This is a genomic window from bacterium, assembly GCA_021372615.1.
In the GTDB taxonomy this organism is placed as follows: domain Bacteria; phylum Armatimonadota; class Zipacnadia; order Zipacnadales; family UBA11051; genus JAJFUB01.
Genome location: JAJFUB010000085.1, coordinates 110,838 through 130,366 on the forward strand (window position 1 = coordinate 110,838; position 19,529 = coordinate 130,366).

Consider the following 19,529-nt stretch of genomic DNA (forward strand, 5'->3'; position numbering starts at 1 on the left):
GGGTCTACAACTCGATGGAGGCGGGCTCCGCCGGGCTGTCCTGCAAGGGCCAGTCGCGCAGCCCGAGGTTCTGGGCGAACAGCCGCCCCAACTGCACCGTGTTCTTGTGCAGGTCAAACTCATCCTGCACGAGTCGTCGTGCGTTGGCGATCAGCCTGGCCCGCAGCTCCCGGTCATCCAGCGCCCGCTCCAGTTGCGCCGCCAGGTCTTGCGGCGACCCCGGCGCCGCCAGCAGCCCCGTCTCCTCGTCGATGATCGCTTCCGGGATGGCGCTCAGGTTGCTCGCCACGACTGGCACGCCGAAGGCCATGGCCTCCAGGATGACATTGGGCAGGCCGTCGCGGTCGCCATCCTTGGCCACGGTGCTGGCCAGGCAGAAGGCGTCCGCGCGCCGGTACACGTGAGTCAGTTGCTCCTGGGTCAGATGCCCGGCAAAGACCACCCGGTCGCGCAGGCCCAGGCCGCCCGCCAGGCGCTCCAACTCATCCCGCATGGGCCCGTCGCCGGCGATGACCAGCTCGAACTGCAGCCCCCGCCCGTTCAGCAGCGCCGCGGCCTGCAGCAGAAGCGGGAAGCCCTTCTTCTCCACCAGCCGCCCTGCCGACAGGATCATCGGCAGGGGGTAGTCTATGTGCGACTCCTGCACCATCCGCGCCACATCCACCCCGTGCCGGACGAGGTGCAGCTTGTCCCCCAGGATTAGTGAGTGGTTGCGCTGCAACCGTTCCATGCCATGGCGCGTGCACACGGTGACGAAGTCGGCCTCGCGGCACTTGCGCGACAGCAGCACCGTACCGGGGCCGAAGATGTCCTGGGCGTGGCACGAGATGCTATAGCCGCATCCGCATATCTCCATCAGCATCAGTCCGACGGTGGCCGGGTAGCTGGCGAAGTGCGCGTGGACATGGCGCGCCTCGCGCGGGGAGAGCTGGGAGGCGAAGTGGACGGCCGCTGCGAAGGCCGAGAGTAGCTCGCGGGCGCACCCCGGGTGGAGGACCACCATGCGCAGCAGGAAGCAAAGCGTCGAGGCCAGGCCGAGCGGCCGCTGGAAGCACGTTCTGAGCAGTGCGGTCAGCGTGGCGGAAGAGAGCGGGCGAGGGCGGTAGAGGGTGCGGCGCAGGAAGGGCTCGGCCTGGGCGTGGGGCGGGCCCGGAGGGGCGGCCTGCATGGACAGGGGGATGACCGCAAACCCCATCTCCTCCAGCGCCACCATCTCGCGGAGGATGAAGGTCTCTGACAGCGAGGGGAACTGGCCCAGGACGTAGACCAGGCGCGCTCGTCCCGAGTCAACTCTGCGCATGGAGAACTTCCTCGTAGAGCGCCACCACGGCCCGGGCATGGCGCTGCCAGGTGAACTGCGCCGCATGACGCAGGCCGGCCGCACGGAGTTCGGCCAGCCGAGTCCCATTCGACAGCAGGCGCTGCAGGCCCTCCGTCAGCCGCTCCGGCGGCCCCAAGGGCACGACCTCCGCCGCCGGCCCCGCGACCTCCGGCAGCGCCCCGCCGTCGGAGACCAGCACCGGCGTGCCGCAGGCCATCGCCTCCAGCGGCGGCAGCCCCATGCCTTCGTACAGCGACCATTGTACCAGAAGGTCGGCGGCGGTGTATAGCGCAGGCAGGTCCGCGGGCGCCACGTAGCCCAGGGCGGCCACCTTGTCGGTCCCGGCGCCCTGCCGTTGTGCCGCGGCGACCGCGTCGGCACCCCACGCCGGCCTGCCGGCCACCAGCAGGTGGTGCGGCGCCCGATCCGCCACGCCGGCGAAGGCCCGGATGACCGCCGGCAGGTTCTTCTTGGGTTCGACATTGCCCACGCACAGGATGAACCGCTCCGGCAGCCCCAGGCGCTCGCGGACTTCAGCCACCTCGGCGGCGCCGACCGGACGGTACTGCTCGCCGATGCCCAGGGGAATGACCCGCAGCTTCTTTCCCACCTCGGGCGCCAGCTGCCGCACATCCCGTGCCACGGTCTCGGTCGGCACGACCACGGCCGTCGCCCGGCGCAGGCTGCGCGGCAGCATCGCCCGGTAGTGCCACACATTGCTGGGCTTGCACAGGTGCGGGAACTGCAGGGCGATGACATCATAGACCGTGAGCACCGAGGGCCCGTGCCAGTTCAGCGGCATGATGTAGCCGGGGGCGTGCAGCAGGTCGCAGCGGCTGCGCAGGTCGTGCGCCAGCCGCGTCTGCTCGTAGGCAATCCGCAGCAACCGCCCGCGCGCCCATCCCGGCGCGGGCAGCGCCGCTACCGGGCTGTGCTCGGCATACTCCCGTCGGCACGCCAGCAGGTATCCATGCTCCGGGGCCACCTGCGGCAGCGCCCCGATCAGCCCCTCGATGGATTGCTCCACCCCGGAGTGGTGCCCGCCCAGCAGCATGCCGTCGAGACCCACTCTCATGGCGCGAGCACCTCGCGGTACAGCTCCAGCACGCGCGCGGCCGTGTGGCTGACCGAAAAGTGCCCGGCGCGGATGCGCGCGCCGTCACTGAGGCCCTCGCGCAGCTCACCGTCCTGCAGCAGGTGCACAATCCCCTCCGCCAGCGCGGCCGGGTCGTCGGGCGGCACCAGCAGCCCACTGCGCCCGTCCTCGATGATCTCGGCCGGGCCGGCCTGGTTGACCGCCACCACGGGCACGCCCAGAGCGAGGGCTTCGAGCACCACCCGCCCGAACGGCTCCCGGTCGGCAGGGTGGGCCAGCACATCCAGGGCCGCCAGTGCGTCGGCCGGGTGGTCCACGAAGCCCGCCCAGACGACATGGCCCTGGAGCGAGGGCGCGTTCGCCAACTCGTGCAGTGACGCCACGTACTCGGGGTGCTCGTCGAAGGTGTCGCTGCCCATGAAGACGACCCGCGCCTGCGGCACGTGCTCCAACACCAGCGGCATGGCTCGCAGCAGTACATCCTGCCGCTTCCACGGCACCAACTGGCCCATGCAGCCGATCAGCGGCGTCTCCGCGCCCATCTCCCAGTCGCCGCGCACCTGGCTGCGCCGCCGTGTGACATGCACATCCTGCGGGCTGAAGCCGTTGGTGATGACCGTCACGGGGGCGCCCTGCGGCGCCGTTGCTTCGATGTAGGAGGCCACCGCCTGTGAGATGGCAATGACGCGCGTCGCCCGCCGCCGAACCGCCCGCACGAGGTGCGCGGGGGCCCGCAGATCGCGGCAGTGCCACACGACCGGAGCTCGGGTGACGCGCGTGGACGCCCAGGCGCTGATGAGGCTGTTGGCGTGGATGAGGTCAGGCTCCACCGCGCGGCACGCTCGGCGCAACGCGCGGCGGAAGCGCCCGAAGGTGCGGAAGGCGGCGACGAAGTCCCAGGGAGTCTGCGGACGGTGCAGGCGGCAGGGCGGGAGGGGATGCACGGGAATGCCGGCTTGGCGGGCGGCGTCTGCCAGCGGACCGTCATCGGGGGCAGCCAGGTGCGGCTCGATCTGCCGCCGATCCACCGCCTGCAGCAGTCCCAGTAGACTCCGCTCCGCCCCGCCGAGGACGCCGACGTGGTTGACATACAGGACGCGCAGTGAAGATGCGGCGGGCGCGGGAACCATGGTCACCTGCCACTCGTGGTTGCTCGCTACACCCCCGCCTGCCCCCGCAGCCATGCCAGAGTCCGATCAATGACCTGGTTCTCCCAGGCCAGCGAATAGAAGGCATGGTTGGCGCCCGGCACGATGAACGAGTCGAACGGCTTGTTGGCGCGGCGACACAGCATCTCGTAGTGCTCGACCGAGGCCACCGTCGTCGGGTCGTTGCCGCCGTAGATGAACAGACGCTCGCCGCCAAAGCCCATGAAGCGCTCGTACCAGTCAATCTCGGCGTCTACTTCGGCGCCCTCTTCGCCGGCGCCCTTGCCGCCCGACGCCAGCGCGCGCCGAATCTGCCCGAGTTGCAGCTTCGCCCCCACGAGCTTCTGCCAGGTCTCCTTGCGGAACGCCTTGCGCAGGTACGTCAGCCAGATCTGCCGCTTCTTGGCGCTGTCGCTCAGCCGGCGGTCACCGGCCACGATGGGCGCCGACCACAGCACCATCGCGCGGATCGCCTCATGCAGCGGCCCGGTTCCCAGCGCCACCTCACTGCCCGAGCAATCCCCGATCAGCGCCACGCGCTCCAGGCCTGTCTCGGCGAGCAGGAACCGCGTGGCGGCCACCGTATCGGCGATCATCGTCGTCAGCGTTGTCGCCTGCGTGTCGCCCTCGGAGTCGCCGCGCCCCCGGAAGTCGAAGCGCAGGCTGCAGAACCCCATCCCCTCGGCGCGGCGCGCCGCCTTGGTGAACATCTGGTGCGGGCCGATGCGGTAGCCCGCCCAACCGTGCAGATAGACTAACCCCAGCGGCAGCTTCGGGAAGCCTTCATCCGGAATGTGCAGGGCCGCCAGCAGTCGGGCGCCCTCACTCTCGAAGTAGCAGTGTCGTTCCATGGTGTGTGAAGCGGTCTATCCTCGTCGCCCGCAGGGCCTGTGCCCGTTGTCGGAGGGGTCTGTCCCCGGACGGACCGCAGGTCCGGGAGGGGGCTGACCCCGCCCGCAGCCCCTACGTCACTCATCCATCCTTTGTCCATCGGGCCTGTTGCTCGGCGAGCCAGATCTCGGTGGCCTCGACGGTGGGCCCCGCCTCGATCAGGCCGATGCGTGCCCAGAAGGGCTCCTGCCGCACGGCCACGGCGCGCCCGCCGAGGGCCTCGGCCAGCTCGCGGTAGGCCTCGCCCGGCTGTTCCTTCACGGTGATGTTCACAACCAACGACGGGCCGCTGAAGTCCGGCTCGGCACCCAGCAGGTCGAGACTCTCGATCTGCCGCCGCATCTCGGTGGAGATGGGGTAGCCATCGAAGTCGAAGACATCCTGCTCCTGGGCCCGGCGGACGCTGCCCGCGTCGAACCTCTCTTCATCGGTCAGCATCGCCTTGATCAGCGAGCGGCGCAGGTTCTGGGTGAGGTACTGCTTGCCGCTGATGACCGGCTCCCAGAGCACCAGGAAGTCCACATTGCCGCCGGCCGCCGCAGCCTGCAGGGCCAGCGCCGCCCCCAGCCGCAGCCCCAGCAGCCCCAGCGCTGACAGGTGCAACTCGCGCCGCATGTAGTCAGCCGCCGCCAGGATGTCCTCCACCCACTGCTCCGGCGTTGCCTCGCCAAAGTCGCCGGGGCTGTCGCCGGTGCCGCGGTAATCGAAGCGCCCGCAGGCGATGTCGGCCGCGCAGAACGTCCGTGCGGCCTCGACCAGCACACGATGGGCGCACTTCTTCTCTTCGGCGAAGGGGTCGCAGAACAGCAGCCCCCAGCGGGGGTGCTGAGCCTCGGTGCACGCGTGCATGACCGCGTGCAGCGACACCGCCCCCGGAATGACCGCGACGGCCTCAGGCGCCTGGACCATGCGTGTCAGCTCCGCTTCTGGTCAACGAAGGCGGCGATGTTGTCTACCGTCGAGAACGTCTCGGTGCTGAAGTCCGTGTCCTCCAGCGTGATGCCGAACTCCTCTTCCAACCCCACGACGATCTCGAACAGATTGACTGAATCGATCTTGTACTCGTCCATGAGATTGGCTGCGTCGGGGATGTCCGCCGGGGCGACGTTGAGGAACAGTCGCTCGACGATCATGTCCTTGATTTGCTGCTTGAGTTGCTCATCAACCGCCATCGAGACCCTCCGTTGTCATGCGCTTGGCGCTGGTGGCCCCGCCGAGCGGATCAGTTCCCGCTCCTGGCCACGATGTGATCCTGTATCTCCCGGCTCAGCGTCGTGAAGTACGCGCTGTAGCCCGACACGCGCACCGCCAGGTGACTCCATTTCTCCGGCTCCCGCTGCGCCGCCTGCAACTGCTCCGCCCCCACGATGTTGAACTCCAGATGCATCCCGCCGCCCTGGAAGTAGGTGGTCACCAGATCGGCGAGCAGTTCCGCCTCGCCCCCACGGGGCAGCGCCGTCGGGTGCAGTTCGCAGATCAGCGACGTGCCGGCCGCGGCGCGGGTCTGGTCAATGTGCGCCGCCGACAGTAGCGCCGCCGCCGGTCCGCTGCGGCCCCGGCCCGGGTGGGGCATGAGGCTATTGGCCAGGTTCTCGCGCGCGTGCCGGCCATCGGCCGAGGCCGCGCACACCGCCCCGCCGCCGATAGCCTGCGTGAAGGTGAACAGGTGCGCGTGGTAACGCCCGCCACGCGGGTGAGGGAACTGGTCGAGCAAGTCGCAGAACTCCTCGGCCAGGCCATCGGCGACCCCGTCTACGTCACCCTCGTTGTTGCCGTACTTCGGCGCGCCGTGCAGCAACTGCTGCCGCAGGTCCTCGTGACCAGCGAAGTCCTCCCGCAGCGCCGTGAGCAGCTCCCCCATCGTCACTGCTTGCTCTTCGAACACCAGCCGCCGGATCGCCACCAGCGCGTCTGCCACATTCGGGATGCCCATGGCGCAGACGCTCGTCGCGTTGTACCGCGCCCCCCCGGCGGTCATGTCCAGGCCCCGGGCCAGGCACTCGTCGGTGAACAGCGACAGCATCGGCATCGGGAAGGTGCGCGCGCCGCCGGCCTCGGCCTCCCTCAGCCGCTGCACCGCCCGCGCCAGGTCTGCCTCAAGCTGCGTGTGGTACGCCCGCTGCAGGTCCGCGAAGGCGAAGCTCTCGGCCGGCCCGGTCTGCGGCCCCACTTGGGCGCCGGTGAGCATGTCCACCCCATCGTTGAGCGCCAGCTCCAGGCACTTGAGCAGGTTGCAGTAGTACGCCACCGCGCGCGGGTCCATCATCCCGGCGATGGTGACCTCGATGCACCCGATGATCGCGTACTGCCGCGCGTGCTCCAGGGGAATGCCCTTCTTGACCAGCGCGGGGACGATGGCCTCGTCGTTGAAGAGCTGGGGCTGGTCGAGCCCGTGCGAGATGACCTCGCAGGCTTGCTCGAGGAAGTCCCGCGGTGTGCCGCGGTGCCACCGGACCGAGGTCTGGCGCGCCAGGTGCAGCTCATCCATCACTTCCAGCACCAGCCGGCTGACCTCGTTGGCGACATCACGCCCGTCGGCGTCCATCCCGCCGATCATGCCGTTCTGCACATCGTACGACTTGTAGACCTTCAGCCAAAACGCCGTCAGCAGGTCCTTGGCTTGCTCGCGGTCGAGCCGCCCGGCCGCGACGTCCGCCTCATAGAACGGCCCCAGCAGCACATCCAGTCTCCCCAGCGAGTGCGCGTTCGGCGGGTCCTCCAGCTCCACAAACAGCAGGCAGAACCACAGGGCTTGCAGGGCCTCGTGGAAGGTCCGCGCCCCCTGGGCCGGGACCCGCGCGCACGCCTCGGCGATGCGCTCCAGTTCGGCCCGGCGCTCGGGATCGGCCTCTGCCTCCGCCAGCCGCGCGGCCTCCGCGGCGTAGTTGAGACCGTACTGCGCGCAGCCCTCGGCCAGCGTCGCCATCGCCCGGCGGAAGTCGTCGGCGCTGTAGTCCAGGTTGAAGTACGCGGGCCGCTCCGTGGCCGCCCCCTGCAGGGCCCGGGCCTCCTCGGCCAGGGCCAGGAAGCCTCGCTGCAGCACGCGCCCATAGCCCGGCACGCAGTGCCCGAACAGCGTCCCTCGCGCCCTGAACTCCGGGTGGGCCGCCCAGAAGCCGTGCAGCTCGCGCACCACCGCATCGCGCTCGGCGTCGCCGGTCTGAGGTGGTTGCTCGCCCCAGAACTCCGGGTACGACAGCAGGTTCCAGTTCGAGGTCGCGGCCTGATAGCCGACGATGAGTTCGCCGGGCAGGATGCGTGGCGTGCTCTCGCGCAGCACATGGGCCAGCGCCGCGGCCCGCCGCACGACGGTGGGCTCGTCCAGGTGCGCCTGGTAGCCCTCGGTCAGCAGCGTGGCGCGCTCCATGTCGGGCTCGCGCTTGACGGCAGTGGCCTGTTCCCTGAGCAAGGCCAGACGGGGGGCGGTCAGTACGGTCATGCTATCCCTGCCGTGTTCCCAGGAGGCATCCGTCACGCCCGACTTGCCGTCCCCTTGCCTGTCGGGCCGGGGCTACATCCCCGGTCCCATGTTCGGGCGCCAGACATCCTGGTGTATGAAGCCGGTCTCCGGGTAGTCTTCCCAGAGGGCCTTGACCTGCTTCTCCTTGCGCTGGTAGTACTCGTCCGGCGTCTCCCCCACCGCCACCTCGATCAGCTTCTTCTCTTTGTTGTAGGCGAGCAGCAGCGTCCCCTTGCGGTAGTACTCAACGTACCACGCCTCCATGGCGCGATCGAGCTTGCTCTCGCGGGGGCCACGCAGGCCATCGTGGGATGACTGTGGCTTCCCCAGGGCCGTCTGCACCTGCTCCGGCGTCATGCCGCTCTGGAGCTGGCTGATCTCCGCCTTCCCCAGCTTCGGTGTGGCCGCAGCCTTGTTCCCGATGAACTTCATCACGCCGAACACCCCGCCCCCCACCAGGACCACGACGCAGCAGAGCGCGATCACCTTCGCGACCGGGAACGTCTCCAGTTGAGCATCGTTCCGGACGATGGGTTCCGGCCGCGGCGGCGCCGAGATGGGCGCGGGCGGCCCGATGGGTACGGATGCCGGAGCCGAGCCGGGAGCGGCGTGCGGTGCCGGCGACGCGGGTGGTGCCACGGCGGGAGCGGAGGGCGGGGCGGCCGGTTTTGCCCCCGGTGGCTGAGACTCGGCCTGCTGTCTGCTGATCCACTCCTGTACGGCGGCTGACGTGGGCTCCTTCGACGGCTTCACCTTGCGAGCCATGGATTCGAGACCTCCCCTGTGGATCTGCTCCGCCGCGCGGCGGAGACAGAACGTATGGCAGTGTCTCGGGGTTGACCGGCTACATCCAGGCAGATGCCATCGGCGTCAAACCATCGGCGGCACGCCTGTCTTCTCCAGAGGCCGCGTCTCCAGCGCCGCCCACCCGCAGTCGCTCTCGTCCGGGCCGTCTTCCTGCTCGTACACCTCCCGCCAGCGTCGCTTGAATTCCACCCAGTTCCTCATCGTGACATAGCGGAACTTCACATCCGGCGAACCGTCGGTCGTGACGTTCTCGAAATGATACATTTCTACCGAGGGCTCGACCAGTACCTTCCACCCCGCCTGGCGCGCCCGGTAGCAGAAGTCGAAGTCCTCGAACTGCGCCGGGTTGAACGCCTCGTCGAGGCCCCCGACCTGCGCGACCACTTCCCGCTTCATCAGCCAGCAGGCACTGATCAGGCACTGGACCTCGGTAGGTTCGTTCCAGCGCGGAGCGTCAAGCGCGCTGCCGCGCCCTCGGTACTGCACGCGCCCGCCCCGCGAGATGGCCGCCCCGGCGCACTCGACGTCGTATGGCGCGAAGGGGTACACCAGCTTCGGCCCCACGATCCCGTTCGCCTCCGAGCCCTGCAACACCGCCGCCAGCCCGGCCAGCCAGCTCCGGTGTCGCACGGCGACATCGTTGTCCATGAAGCCGATCAGGTCGCCGGTCGCGATCTCCAGGCCCTGGTTGCGGGCCGTGCATGCCCCGACATTACCCGTGTTGAGAATGACCTCGAAGCCCAGCCCCTGCCGGCGCGCCTCGGCCTGCACCTGCGCCAGCATCTCGACACTGCCGTCGTTCGAGCCGTTGTCCACGACGACGATCTGGTCGGGCGGTGGCGTGCAGTCAAGCTGCCCGCGCAGGCATAGCTCCGTGTACGGACGCTTGTTGTAGCTGACGACGATGAGGGTGGTGCTAATACGCCACCACCTCCGCCGCCGCCTCGGCGATGGTGCGGTAGTCGGGGATGACGGCCTGCTCGAGCACGCGGGCGGACGGAACCGGCGCGTCGGCCGCCGCCACACGCCGCGGCGGCGCCTGCAGGAAGTCGAAGCTCGTCTCCATGATGCGCGCCACGACCTCCGCCCCCACCCCGCCGGTCAGTGTCCCCTCCTCGACGACCACTGCCCGCCCCGTCTTCTCCGCCGTTGCCTGTATGGCGGCCGTGTCCAGCGGCGCCAGGCTGCGCAGGTCGAGGACCTCCGCCTCGACACCAAGCTCGGCCAGTGCCTCCGCCGCCTTCAGGGCCTCCTCGACCATCCGCGAATAAGCAATCAGGCTGACATCCGTGCCCTCACGCGCCACGCGCGCCTGATCCAGCGGTGTCACATAGTCGCCCTCGGGGACTTCCCCCTGCCGCCCGTACAGGATCTTGCTCTCGATGAAGATGACGGGATCATCGCAGCGGATGGCGCTCTTGAGCATCCCCTTGGCATCGGCCGCCGTGGCCGGGGCGACGACCCGCAGGCCCGGCGTAGCGACGAAGAACCGCTCCAGACTCTGCGAGTGGGTCGGCCCATAGCCCCGCCCCGCGCCGGCCGGGCAGCGCACCACGATCGGCACGCGGCACTGCTCGCCGAACTGGTAGCGGAACTTGGCGGCATGGTTGACGAGCTGGTCCACCGCCAGGGTGATGAAGTCCATGAACATGATCTCGGCCACGGGCCGCAGGCCGGCCATGGCCGCGCCGATGGCCACGCCCACGAAGCCCCCCTCGGCGATGGGCGTGTTGAGCACGCGCTCGCGTCCGAACCGTTCGGCAATCCCGGCGGTCAGCTTGAACGCGCCGCCGTACGCGGCGATGTCCTCGCCGATCAGGATGACGCTCTCATCGCGCTCCATCTCCTCTTCGAGCGCGGCGCGTATGGCGTGGGAGTAGTACATGGGGTTCACGGCTCAGGGCTCAGGGTCTCGGACCAGGATCCTCCGGCCGGTGGGATGGGCGCCAGGTCCGGCAGCGGCGGCCGCCCCTCGGCAATGGGCCCCAGCGCCGGCAGATCGGGCACGGTCGCGGCCATGCTCGCCGGCAGTGGCAGCATCCCGCCCATGACCTGCCGTTCGGTCAGCTCAGGCGCGTGTGCGGTGGCTGCGCGCTGCTCCTGCACCGGCGCCGTGCTCGTGACGTTCCCGCTCATCTCGGTCGGGGCGGGCGCCGGCGCGGGCCTGGGCGCCGGCCTGGGGGCGGGCGGCGGCGGTGCAGCTCGGCCCCGCTGCGGCGTCGGCGCTCGAACAGGCGCTGCCGTCGGCACGGGCGGCGGGGGCGGAGGAGGGGGCGGCGGCGCCGGTGGCCATGCGGTCGGCCCAATGGGAGGCGGGACATACGGCGGGCGCGGGCGCAACGGCACGGCGGCAACAGGCGGGGGCGGTGGGGGCGGCGCCGGTGGCTGGTGGCTGCTCGCGCGCACACTTCCCCCGGCTGCCGTTCGGCCTCCCGGCCCTGTGCGTTGCTCAATGCGGCGCAGCGCCTCCTCGGCCGCGCGCCGGATCGTCACATCGCCGTGTGACAGCAGGGGCTCGATCGCCTCGATGGCGTCGGCTTGACCGACGCGCGCCAGTTCCTGCAGCGCCCCCCACACGATCGTCGGGTTGTCGTGACCCAGCATCTGCACCAGCAGGCCGGCCCGGGCCTCGTCGGGCGCGGCGCTGGCGACCACCGCCACGACGTCACCCAGCAAGCTGGCCAGACCCCGCCTCGGTTGGGACTGACTGTCCATGGGGCTCACCCCGCTCAACTGCCTGTCAGGCCGGCGAACACGCCCTGCGCGGCGGTCGTCGGATCGGGATCGGGACTCGAGCGGGCGAACTCGGCCGCCGCCTCCAGGCCGCTCTCGACCTCGGCCGCAATCTCCTGGACCCGCGCCTCATCCAGCAACCCCTGCTGCTCCAGCGCCTGCCGCATCAGTCGCAGTGGGTCGCGCTCCTGCCAGTGGGCCAGTTCGTCCACCGGGCAGTACTCGCGCCTGTCACTCTTGGAGTGTCCGCAGCACCGGTAAGTCTTGGCCTCGATGAGCGTCGGCCCGGCCCCGGCACGCGCCCGGGCCACAGCGGCGGCCGCCGCCTCCCGCACGGCGAAGTAGTCGTTGCCGTCTACGCTCACGCCCGGGATGCCATAGGCCACCGCACGCTCTGCGAGATCGCCGACCCGGAACGCCTCGGCTGTGGGCGTACTCATCGCGTAGGCGTTGTTCTCCAGGAGGTACACGATGGGCAGGTCCCAGATGGCGCCCATGTTGACCGCTTCGTGGAAGGCCCCGGTCCCGGAGGCGCCGTCGCTGAAAAAGCACAGTACGACCCGGCCGGTCCCCAGGCGCTTCTGAGCCAGCGCCGCGCCGGTGGCGATGGGGATCATGCCCCCGGTGATGCCGTTGGAGCCCAGGAAGCCAAGGCTGAAGTCGGCCATGTGCTGCGACCCGCCGCGTCCGCCCGAGTAGCCCGTGGCCTTGCCGGACAGCTCGGCCAGCAGCCGCCCCGGGTCTGCCCCCTTGGCCAGGAAGTGGCCATGGCCGCGGTGATTGGAGGTCACGAGGTCATCGGGCTGCAGGGCCGCGACCGCCCCGACGGCACAGGCTTCCTGCCCCACGCAGAAGTGCGAGGTGCCGGTGATGACGCCCTCGCTGAACAGGTCCGCCAGCCGCTCCTCGAAGCGGCGGATGAGCAGCATCAGCCGGTAGTGGGCCACGGCTTCCTGGGGGGGAATGCTCACGACAGTCTCCGTACGGTGATGGCGGCGCTGCAGCCGGCCGGATCGCGCCGCTGCACCACGAACTCCGCCGGCGCGTCCGCCAGCAACCCCGCGGCCAGGTCCAGCGCCAGCGCGGCCCCGAACGTGTGCCCGAGCTGCTCCGGCGCGCGCCAGGGCTCCTTCGCCGCCGCCCCCTCCCCCGCCTCCTGCAGCGAGCATGCCACGATCTCAGCCAGCACCGCCGCGCCCCGTGCCTGCGCATGTTCGGCACTCTCTAACACCAGCATACACGCCCCCTCCCCGGGCGTAGTGGCGCGATTCATCGCGCCGGAGCTTGGCGCGATGGATCGCGCCACTACCAGCGGCAGGCTCAGCGCCTCTACCCCACCGGCCAGCATCACCTCGGCCCGCCCATCGGCCACCAACCGCCACGCATAGTCGAGGGCGCTGCCTGCCGACACGTCCCCCACGCAGAAGGTCGAGGTCGGGCCCTGCATCTCATACTCGATGGCCGCCAGGCTGGTGGGGCTGTTGGCGAACGAGTGGGTGAAGATGACAGGGGAGCCGAAGCGCACACCCTTGCTCTGCACCCGGTCGGTCATGTTCTGCATCGAGTCCAGGCAGCCGTACGCCGTGCCCAGGCACAGCCCCACCAGCGGGCGCGACAGGGAGCGCCAGTCCAGCCCCGCGTCCTGCCAGGCCAGCGCGCAGGCCGCCAGTGCCAGCTCCGAGCAGCGGTCCAGATAGGTCTTCTCGCTCTCCAGGTAGTCCTCGACCACGAAGTCGAGGCATTCGGCCAGCAGCGGCAGGTCATGGCCCTCGACCAGCCGTTCCGGCGGTCGGCGTCCCTCGCGGCCTTCGCGCAAGCCGGCGGCGAAGTCCTCACGCCCGATGCCGATGGCGCTGATCGGCGCCACCCCGGTGATGACGACGCGACGCCATGTAGGGCGGGGGCTAGCGGCAGGAACCTGTGCCCTCGTGCCCGGTTCGCTCGCCGGCGGCGGCCCGAAAACCACGCAGGCGTTGCTGCCGCCTACGCCTGCCGAGATCGTCGCTGCATACTGCACCGACGCCTCCTGCGCTACGTTGGGTACGATATTCAGGTCGCACTCGGGGTCGGGCTCGCGGTAGTTGACGGTCGGGGGCACGACATCGGTCGCGATGGTCTGGACCGTGGCGATGGCCTCGATGGCCCCCGCCGCCCCCATGAGATGCGCGATCGCGCCCTTGATGGAGCTGACAGGGATCTCGTAGGCGTGGGTGCCCAGCACGGTCTTGATGGCCTCGGTCTCGGCCGCGTCATGGGGCTTGGTGCCGGTGCCGTGGGCGTTGATGTACTCAAGCTGCTCGGGCGGCAGGCCGGCGTCGGCCAGGGCCGACTCCAGCACCCGCGCCATGCCCGCCCCGCCGGGATCGGGGGCGGTCAGATGGTAGGCGTTGTTGTTCTGCCACGAGCCGAGGACTTCGGCATATACATGCGCGCCGCGCGCCCGGGCATGTTCCAGCTCTTCGAGCATCAGCACTGCGGCGCCCTCGCCAAACAGGGTGCCGCTGCGGTCGGCGGAGAAGGGCCGGATGTCCTCAGCCGTGATCGTGTGGAGGGTCGAGAGGCCGGACAGGGGCGTGGGCGCCAGCGCATCATGCCCCCCCGCCAGCATGGCCGTTGCTTCCCCGGCGCGGATCAGATCCAGGGCATAGCCGATGGCCGCGGCCCCCGAGGCACAGGCGATGGACAGCAGGCTCAGCGGCCCCTCCAGCCCGAACACCTCGCGCAAGTGCCCGAGCGCCGTATGGAAGGCGAACTCAGTGAAGGGGCCGTTCCCCCCTCCCTTCCGCGCTCGCGAGCGAGCGCACGAGGGGGCAGGGGGTAGGACGGCGTCCCCCCCCTGCCCCCCCCTAAGGGGGGGGGTGAAGGGAGCGCCATCCCGCAGAACCCGACACCATTCCTCCCACGACTCCCCACCGCCAAAGTTCGTGGACAGCACCGCCCCGACTGTAGGGCGGGGGCTCGTACCCCGCCCCTCGAGGCCGGCATCGCCCACTGCTTCCCGCGCTGCCTGCAGCAGGAACTGTGTCGCCAGGTCAGGCGCCTGCATCAGCCCGAAGCTCTCGGTGTCGAAGCGCCAGTCGCAGACCTCCCCGCCCAGCTCATTGCGCAGGCCGGTAGGGTCGAAGCGGCTGATGCGCCGCAACCCGCGTTCGCCCGCGCACAGCCGCTGCCAGAAGACAGGCACGCTCTGTCCCAGCGGAGTCACGGCGCCCAGACCTGTCACCACTACACGTTTCATGTCCATGCCTTACAAGAACAGAGGAGCCGGCAGATTGTTCGCCGGCTCCCGCGTGAACAGGCGAAAGATCACATGCGCAGCCCGCCGTCTACCCCCAGCACCTGCCCGGTCACATACGACGCCTGCTCCGAACACAGGAAGGCGACGAGAGCCGCCACTTCCTCCGGGCGGCCGAAGCGCTTCAGGGGGATGATCTCCAGCAGTCCCTCGCGCCTGGGGCCCGGCATGTCGGCTGTCAGGTCCGTCTCAATGATCCCCGGCGCCACCGCGTTGGCAGTGATGCCCTGTGCGGCCATCTCGCGCGCCAGTGACTTGGTCAGGCCGATCATCCCCGCCTTGGCCGCGGCATAGTTGGCCCGCTGGATGTCACCCATCAGCCCGGCATCAGACGAGATGTTGACGACCCGCCCCCACTTGCCCTTCATCATGTGTCGCACGGCGGCCTTGCTGCAAAAGAACGCCCCGGTCAGGCACACGTCCAGCACATGGCGGAACTGCTCAGCGCTCATGAAGGCCAGGTACTGATCCTGCACCAGACCGGCGTTGTTGACGAGGATGTCCAGGCCGCCCAGTTCCGCCACCGTCTGCGCCACCATCCGCTTGACGGCGGCCTCGTCGGCGACATCAGCCTGCACCGCGACGGCCCGGCGCCCCATGCCCACGATGGCGGCGACGGCTTCCTGCGCGGCTGCTTCGCTCTTCACATAGTTGACGGCCACGTCGGCGCCGCATTCCGCGAGCTTCAGGGCAATCGCCCGCCCCAGCCCGCGCGAGGCCCCCGTCACCAGCGCCCGCCGACCGCTCAGATCAGCCATGCGTCTCCACATCCTCGGCCGCCGGGGACTCCGGAGCCGGGCGTCTCTTGCGCTTCCACAGCCACCCCGCAAACAGACCACCCACGACCAGACCGAGGATGACCAGAGGCTCAGTCAGGCAGCCGGCCAGGCATCCCGCCCGGCGGCGTGTCCGCCGCCACCATGACTCGCGCGGAGGCTCTGCCGATTCGCTCATGATCGCTCCTGCAGGTAGCGGCGCACATCGGCGTCATCCACGGGCCGGTCCTCGCCCAGCCACTCCGCCACCTCTTCCAGCCCCACGCCGGCTTCGCGGGCCACCCGCCGCGCCGCCGGCGTCGCCCGTACGCGCCGCCCCGCCAGCGCCTGAGCCAGCTTGGCCTTCAGGTCCAGATCTGTCCGCGCCGCGGCCTGGTGCTCGGCCAGCAGTCGCGCGTTCTCGGCCTCCACATCCTCGGGCAGCGCCTCCCCGGGCTCACCCACAAAGGCGATGGCGTACCCGATGGGGATGACACTCTTGTCGGTGGCGTACGCGCGCCGCAGCGTTCCCGCCACCTCCATCTCGTACTCGAAGGTGGCCTTGTCGGTGATGATCTCACACAGCGAATCGCCGACCGCCAGCGCGTCCCCCTCGTGCTTCAGCCAGCGATTCAGCGTCACCTCATCGAGGTTCTCAGCCCACTTCTCAATGCGTAGCAGATGTCCCATGGTCTTGCGTCAGTATAGCATACAGGCGGGGGCCGAGGAACCACGAACGCCGTCAGCGCGCGCCCCGTCGCAGGTGCGGCTGCGAGTAACGACGAACAGCTCCCGCCGGTCGGAGACACCAATCCGAGAGAAGGCGTCAAGATGCCCCAGACACAGATCGGCGAGACGGACCACTTCTGGTACCGGCTGGGCCCGCAGGACAAGTACATCGACTCGCAGCGCGACAACAAGGCTTTCGCCCATGGCGAGGGGCGGCTGTGGCTGTCGGAAGACAACGGCGAGACCTGGCCGCACAGCCTGGCCTTTCCCGAGGCGGACAAGATCACGTTCAGTTGCATCCTCGGGAACGGGAACGTCGTCTTCGCCACCCTCGCGAAGCTGTACGTCAGCACCGATAGCCTGAAGACCTGCCGCGAGATCACGGTGCAGGACGTGGACGGGAGCCCCTATCTCCTGCACACGCCCCAGAACCCGGACCGGCCGGGCTGGTACTTCCACACGATCCCGGGCGTCAACACCTTTGACGTCAAGGGCAGGGAGATGCTCATTTGGGGGAACTACTGCAACGTGGTCGGCGGCGCGGCCCCGGTCAACATCTACTACTCCACCGACGGCGGCGAGAGCGTGAAGATCGCCTACTCGTTCGGGCAGAGCCCGTACACCCACGACGACGGCTCGGGGGGAGGCGGCACCGAGGGAACGCCGCTCGGGAATCCCGACAACCCCATCTGCTGCCGGCACGTGCATACCGTGGCCTACAACCCCGCCGAGGACGCCTTCTACTCGTGCACCGGCGACCACGACAAGCCCGAGGGATACGAGTGCCATTGGCTGCGCGGCAAGTACGACGACGCGGCCGACCAGTGGGCCTGGGAAGTGCTTGTCTCCGACCGCATGAACTCCCGCTACAAGGCCGGCGGGATCACCTTCGTCGACGGACAGCTCTACTGGATCAGCGACTCCAACTGCCGCGAGCCCTATGACCGGGGCGTGTTCCGCTGCGCGCCCGAGGAACTGACGTGTCAGGACAAGCACACGCTGCTGTTCAACCCCGAGGTCGAGTCGGGCAACATGATCATCGAGGGCAACACGATCCTGGCCTCACACTGCGCGCCGGCCTCGCCCATGGCCTGCGGCCTCATCATCTCCACCGATGCGGGCAATACCTGGGCGCAGCACGACCTACAGGAGCTCGGGCATCGCTCACCCACACGCTTCCACCACCAGAACAGCGACGGCTGGTTCCGGTGCGACCTGAGAACCGGCTGGGTAGACTACGGCGAGGTGCTGTTCATCAAGCCCAAGACCTCGTGAGGCGAGGGCCTGGCAGGGCTGGGGCATGGCCGCGACGAATGTCCGGCCATGCCCCCTATCATCGCCATTCTCGCCAACCAGCAGCAGACCGCCGTCGGAGACTTCTCGCTCCACGACTTCACCCCCCGCGCCTACATTGACGCTCTGTTCGCCGCCGGCGCAGTGCCGTTCATTCTACCGCTGCTGAGCGATGCCGCCGGCATCGCCGCGCTGCTGGACCGCGCGGACGGCCTCCTCGTAACCGGCGGGGCGGACGTGTCGCCAGACCTGTACGGTGAGCAGCCGCTCCCGGCCCTCGGCTCTGTCACGCCCCTGCGCGACCAACTGGACCAGATCGCGCTGCGTCTCGCCGGGGAGCGGGACCTGCCGGTCCTGGGCATCTGCCGGGGCATCCAGTCCATGGCCGTCTTCGCCGGCGGTAGCCTCGCTCAGGACATCCCGTCGCAGGTCCCCAATGCCCTCCAGCACAGCCAGAAGGCCCCCGGCTGGTACGGCACCCACGAGATCGAGATCGCGCCGGACTCGCTGCTGGCGAGGCTCACCGGCCGCCCGAAGGCGATGGTCAACAGCTTCCATCACCAGGCGGTACGCGATCTGCCGCCCGGCTACGTCGCCACGGCTCACACCGCCGACGGCGTGACCGAGGCCATCGAAAAGCCCGAGGCAAGCTTCTGCCTCGGGCTACAGTTCCATCCCGAACTCATGGCCCCGCGTCATGACTTCATCGCCGCGATCTTCCGGGGGTTCGTCACGACGGCCGGATAGCGATGGGGGCAGGCGGCGGCTGACGACCTCAGTTGCCGCCTCACCGTTCCCGCGTTCCCGCCGTTCGGTCCCCGCCTCCGCCTCTCACGGCATCGTCCGGTACAACTGCACGAACAGGTCCCCCACCTTCTTCACATACCGCACGGTCTCAGGGATGTTGGGGACGCCCCCGGCGCGCTTGACTGCCCCCGGCCCGGCGTTGTAGGACGCCAGACCCAGCGCGAACTGCTCGTAGTTCGAACGGTTCGAGTAGGCGTGCAGTTGATCCGACAGGTACTTGATCCCCCCCATGATGTTCTGCTCGATGTCCCAGCGGTCCACGCCCAGGCCCGCGGCGGTCCCCGGCATGAGCTGGCACAGACCCGACGCCCCGGCATGCGACAGGCAGCTCGGGTCGAAGTCGGATTCGCACTTGATCATCGAGAACGACAGCCGGTGGTCCACGCCGTACAGCGCCGAGTAGTAGATGACCGACCGGACGATCAGCTCCAGTTGGCTGTCGGTCAGCTTCGAGTTCATCCGGCGGACCCACTGCTTCCAGACACCGACCGTATTGTCCGAGACGCCCTTGAGCTGCGGGGTGGGCATCTGCGATCCCGGTCGCGTCGCGGTCTGCTGTGGGGGGGCGGGAGGAGCGGGAGGAGCCGGCGTCTCGACAGCATCGGGCGCGTTCTTGCCTTCCTTGACGCCAGTGCTGGTGCCCACCTGCTGGCTGATCGCCCCGGCCACGGGCGTCGGGTTGTTGGCCGTGTCGGCCGCGTAGCGTTGCTCGGCCGCTGGTAGGTCGGCTTCCAGGATGATGGCCTTCACCGTGAACCGGTCAGTCGGCTTGGCGTTGGCGGGCAGTTGCGCCAGGACATGGACGATGTTGTCAATCGCGGCCGGGCCCTGCTCGTCGGGAACGTCGAGGAGCAGCAACTCGCGCACGCCGGGGAACTGCAGCATGATGGTCGCGGGGGTGGCGCGGGCCGCCGAGCCCGCCGTTCGCCCCACGATCCGCCCGTACACCTCGACAGTCTTGCCGCGCCAGGGGCTGCGCGGGCCGCCGGCCTGCATGGCGTCAAGCGTCGTTGCCTGCAGCGTGGCCCGCAGCGCCAGGTACTCGCGGGCATTGTCCTTCATCGGGGCTTCCGCCGCCGGCAGGCACGAGCCAGCCAACAGTACCAGCCCCATGGCTACGATGTGATGGCGCATGGGTGTCTCCATGTGAGCGGTTCGCCAATGCCCGCAAACACAAAGACCGCACCGAGGCGC

At 69.4% G+C, this 19,529-nt stretch carries 19 protein-coding genes; 2 read left to right on the forward strand and 17 right to left on the reverse strand.

The window, feature by feature from the left end:
- Nucleotides 1–4: 4 nt before the first annotated feature.
- The 16 genes from LLH23_12385 to LLH23_12460 all read right to left on the reverse strand — a co-directional run bounded on the left by LLH23_12385 (nucleotide 5) and on the right by LLH23_12460 (nucleotide 16,196).
- Nucleotides 5–1,300, reverse strand: coding sequence for a glycosyltransferase family 4 protein (locus LLH23_12385; protein ID MCE5239274.1), 1,296 nt, complete (start codon nucleotides 1,298–1,300; stop codon nucleotides 5–7).
- A complete protein-coding gene (locus LLH23_12390) occupies nucleotides 1,287–2,396 on the reverse strand; it encodes a glycosyltransferase family 4 protein (protein MCE5239275.1) in 1,110 nt (369 codons plus the stop codon). The genes LLH23_12385 and LLH23_12390 overlap by 14 nt, the downstream gene beginning before the upstream one ends.
- Complete coding sequence (locus LLH23_12395; GenBank protein ID MCE5239276.1) at nucleotides 2,393–3,601, reverse strand: glycosyltransferase family 4 protein; 1,209 nt, start codon at nucleotides 3,599–3,601, stop codon at nucleotides 2,393–2,395. The genes LLH23_12390 and LLH23_12395 overlap by 4 nt, the downstream gene beginning before the upstream one ends.
- On the reverse strand, nucleotides 3,574–4,416 hold the full coding sequence (locus LLH23_12400; protein ID MCE5239277.1) for an alpha/beta fold hydrolase: 843 nt from the start codon (nucleotides 4,414–4,416) through the stop codon (nucleotides 3,574–3,576). The genes LLH23_12395 and LLH23_12400 overlap by 28 nt, the downstream gene beginning before the upstream one ends.
- A gap of 121 nt (nucleotides 4,417–4,537) precedes the next feature.
- On the reverse strand, nucleotides 4,538–5,365 hold the full coding sequence (locus LLH23_12405) for an alpha/beta hydrolase (protein MCE5239278.1): 828 nt from the start codon (nucleotides 5,363–5,365) through the stop codon (nucleotides 4,538–4,540).
- 5 nt (nucleotides 5,366–5,370) lie between these two features.
- On the reverse strand, nucleotides 5,371–5,628 hold the full coding sequence (locus LLH23_12410) for an acyl carrier protein (protein ID MCE5239279.1): 258 nt from the start codon (nucleotides 5,626–5,628) through the stop codon (nucleotides 5,371–5,373).
- A gap of 50 nt (nucleotides 5,629–5,678) precedes the next feature.
- Nucleotides 5,679–7,895, reverse strand: coding sequence for a hypothetical protein (locus LLH23_12415; GenBank protein MCE5239280.1), 2,217 nt, complete (start codon nucleotides 7,893–7,895; stop codon nucleotides 5,679–5,681).
- 72 nt (nucleotides 7,896–7,967) lie between these two features.
- Complete coding sequence (locus LLH23_12420) at nucleotides 7,968–8,402, reverse strand: outer membrane protein assembly factor BamE (GenBank protein ID MCE5239281.1); 435 nt, start codon at nucleotides 8,400–8,402, stop codon at nucleotides 7,968–7,970.
- A 384-nt stretch (nucleotides 8,403–8,786) separates the two neighbouring features.
- On the reverse strand, nucleotides 8,787–9,749 hold the full coding sequence (locus tag LLH23_12425; GenBank protein ID MCE5239282.1) for a glycosyltransferase family 2 protein: 963 nt from the start codon (nucleotides 9,747–9,749) through the stop codon (nucleotides 8,787–8,789).
- Nucleotides 9,640–10,608: an alpha-ketoacid dehydrogenase subunit beta gene (locus tag LLH23_12430; protein MCE5239283.1), complete on the reverse strand. Its 969-nt coding sequence runs from the start codon at nucleotides 10,606–10,608 to the stop codon at nucleotides 9,640–9,642. The genes LLH23_12425 and LLH23_12430 overlap by 110 nt, the downstream gene beginning before the upstream one ends.
- A 5-nt stretch (nucleotides 10,609–10,613) precedes the next feature.
- Nucleotides 10,614–11,438, reverse strand: a complete 825-nt coding sequence (locus LLH23_12435; protein ID MCE5239284.1) for a HEAT repeat domain-containing protein — start codon at nucleotides 11,436–11,438, stop codon at nucleotides 10,614–10,616.
- A 14-nt stretch (nucleotides 11,439–11,452) separates the two neighbouring features.
- Nucleotides 11,453–12,427 carry a thiamine pyrophosphate-dependent dehydrogenase E1 component subunit alpha gene (locus tag LLH23_12440; protein ID MCE5239285.1) on the reverse strand — a complete coding sequence of 325 codons (975 nt, stop codon included), beginning with the start codon at nucleotides 12,425–12,427 and terminating at the stop codon, nucleotides 11,453–11,455.
- Nucleotides 12,424–14,694 (reverse strand): beta-ketoacyl-[acyl-carrier-protein] synthase family protein, encoded by a 2,271-nt coding sequence (locus LLH23_12445; protein MCE5239286.1) that lies wholly within the window; start codon nucleotides 14,692–14,694, stop codon nucleotides 12,424–12,426. The genes LLH23_12440 and LLH23_12445 overlap by 4 nt, the downstream gene beginning before the upstream one ends.
- A 68-nt stretch (nucleotides 14,695–14,762) precedes the next feature.
- On the reverse strand, nucleotides 14,763–15,509 hold the full coding sequence (locus LLH23_12450; GenBank protein ID MCE5239287.1) for a 3-oxoacyl-ACP reductase FabG: 747 nt from the start codon (nucleotides 15,507–15,509) through the stop codon (nucleotides 14,763–14,765).
- Complete coding sequence (locus tag LLH23_12455) at nucleotides 15,502–15,705, reverse strand: PEP-CTERM sorting domain-containing protein (protein ID MCE5239288.1); 204 nt, start codon at nucleotides 15,703–15,705, stop codon at nucleotides 15,502–15,504. The genes LLH23_12450 and LLH23_12455 overlap by 8 nt, the downstream gene beginning before the upstream one ends.
- The gene (locus LLH23_12460; GenBank protein MCE5239289.1) at nucleotides 15,702–16,196 is read right to left on the reverse strand and encodes a hypothetical protein; all 495 of its coding nucleotides are present in this window, start codon (nucleotides 16,194–16,196) and stop codon (nucleotides 15,702–15,704) included. The genes LLH23_12455 and LLH23_12460 overlap by 4 nt, the downstream gene beginning before the upstream one ends.
- A 141-nt stretch (nucleotides 16,197–16,337) precedes the next feature.
- Here LLH23_12460 and LLH23_12465 point away from each other — a divergent pair, with 141 nt between their 5' ends.
- Together LLH23_12465 and LLH23_12470 are read left to right on the forward strand one after the other, a co-directional pair.
- Complete coding sequence (locus tag LLH23_12465; protein MCE5239290.1) at nucleotides 16,338–17,510, forward strand: hypothetical protein; 1,173 nt, start codon at nucleotides 16,338–16,340, stop codon at nucleotides 17,508–17,510.
- Between the two features lie 48 nt (nucleotides 17,511–17,558).
- On the forward strand, nucleotides 17,559–18,275 hold the full coding sequence (locus tag LLH23_12470) for a gamma-glutamyl-gamma-aminobutyrate hydrolase family protein (protein ID MCE5239291.1): 717 nt from the start codon (nucleotides 17,559–17,561) through the stop codon (nucleotides 18,273–18,275).
- An 84-nt stretch (nucleotides 18,276–18,359) separates the two neighbouring features.
- Here LLH23_12470 and LLH23_12475 read toward each other — a convergent pair whose 3' ends face one another.
- Nucleotides 18,360–19,469, reverse strand: a complete 1,110-nt coding sequence (locus LLH23_12475; GenBank protein MCE5239292.1) for a lytic transglycosylase domain-containing protein — start codon at nucleotides 19,467–19,469, stop codon at nucleotides 18,360–18,362.
- Nucleotides 19,470–19,529 lie beyond the last annotated feature (60 nt).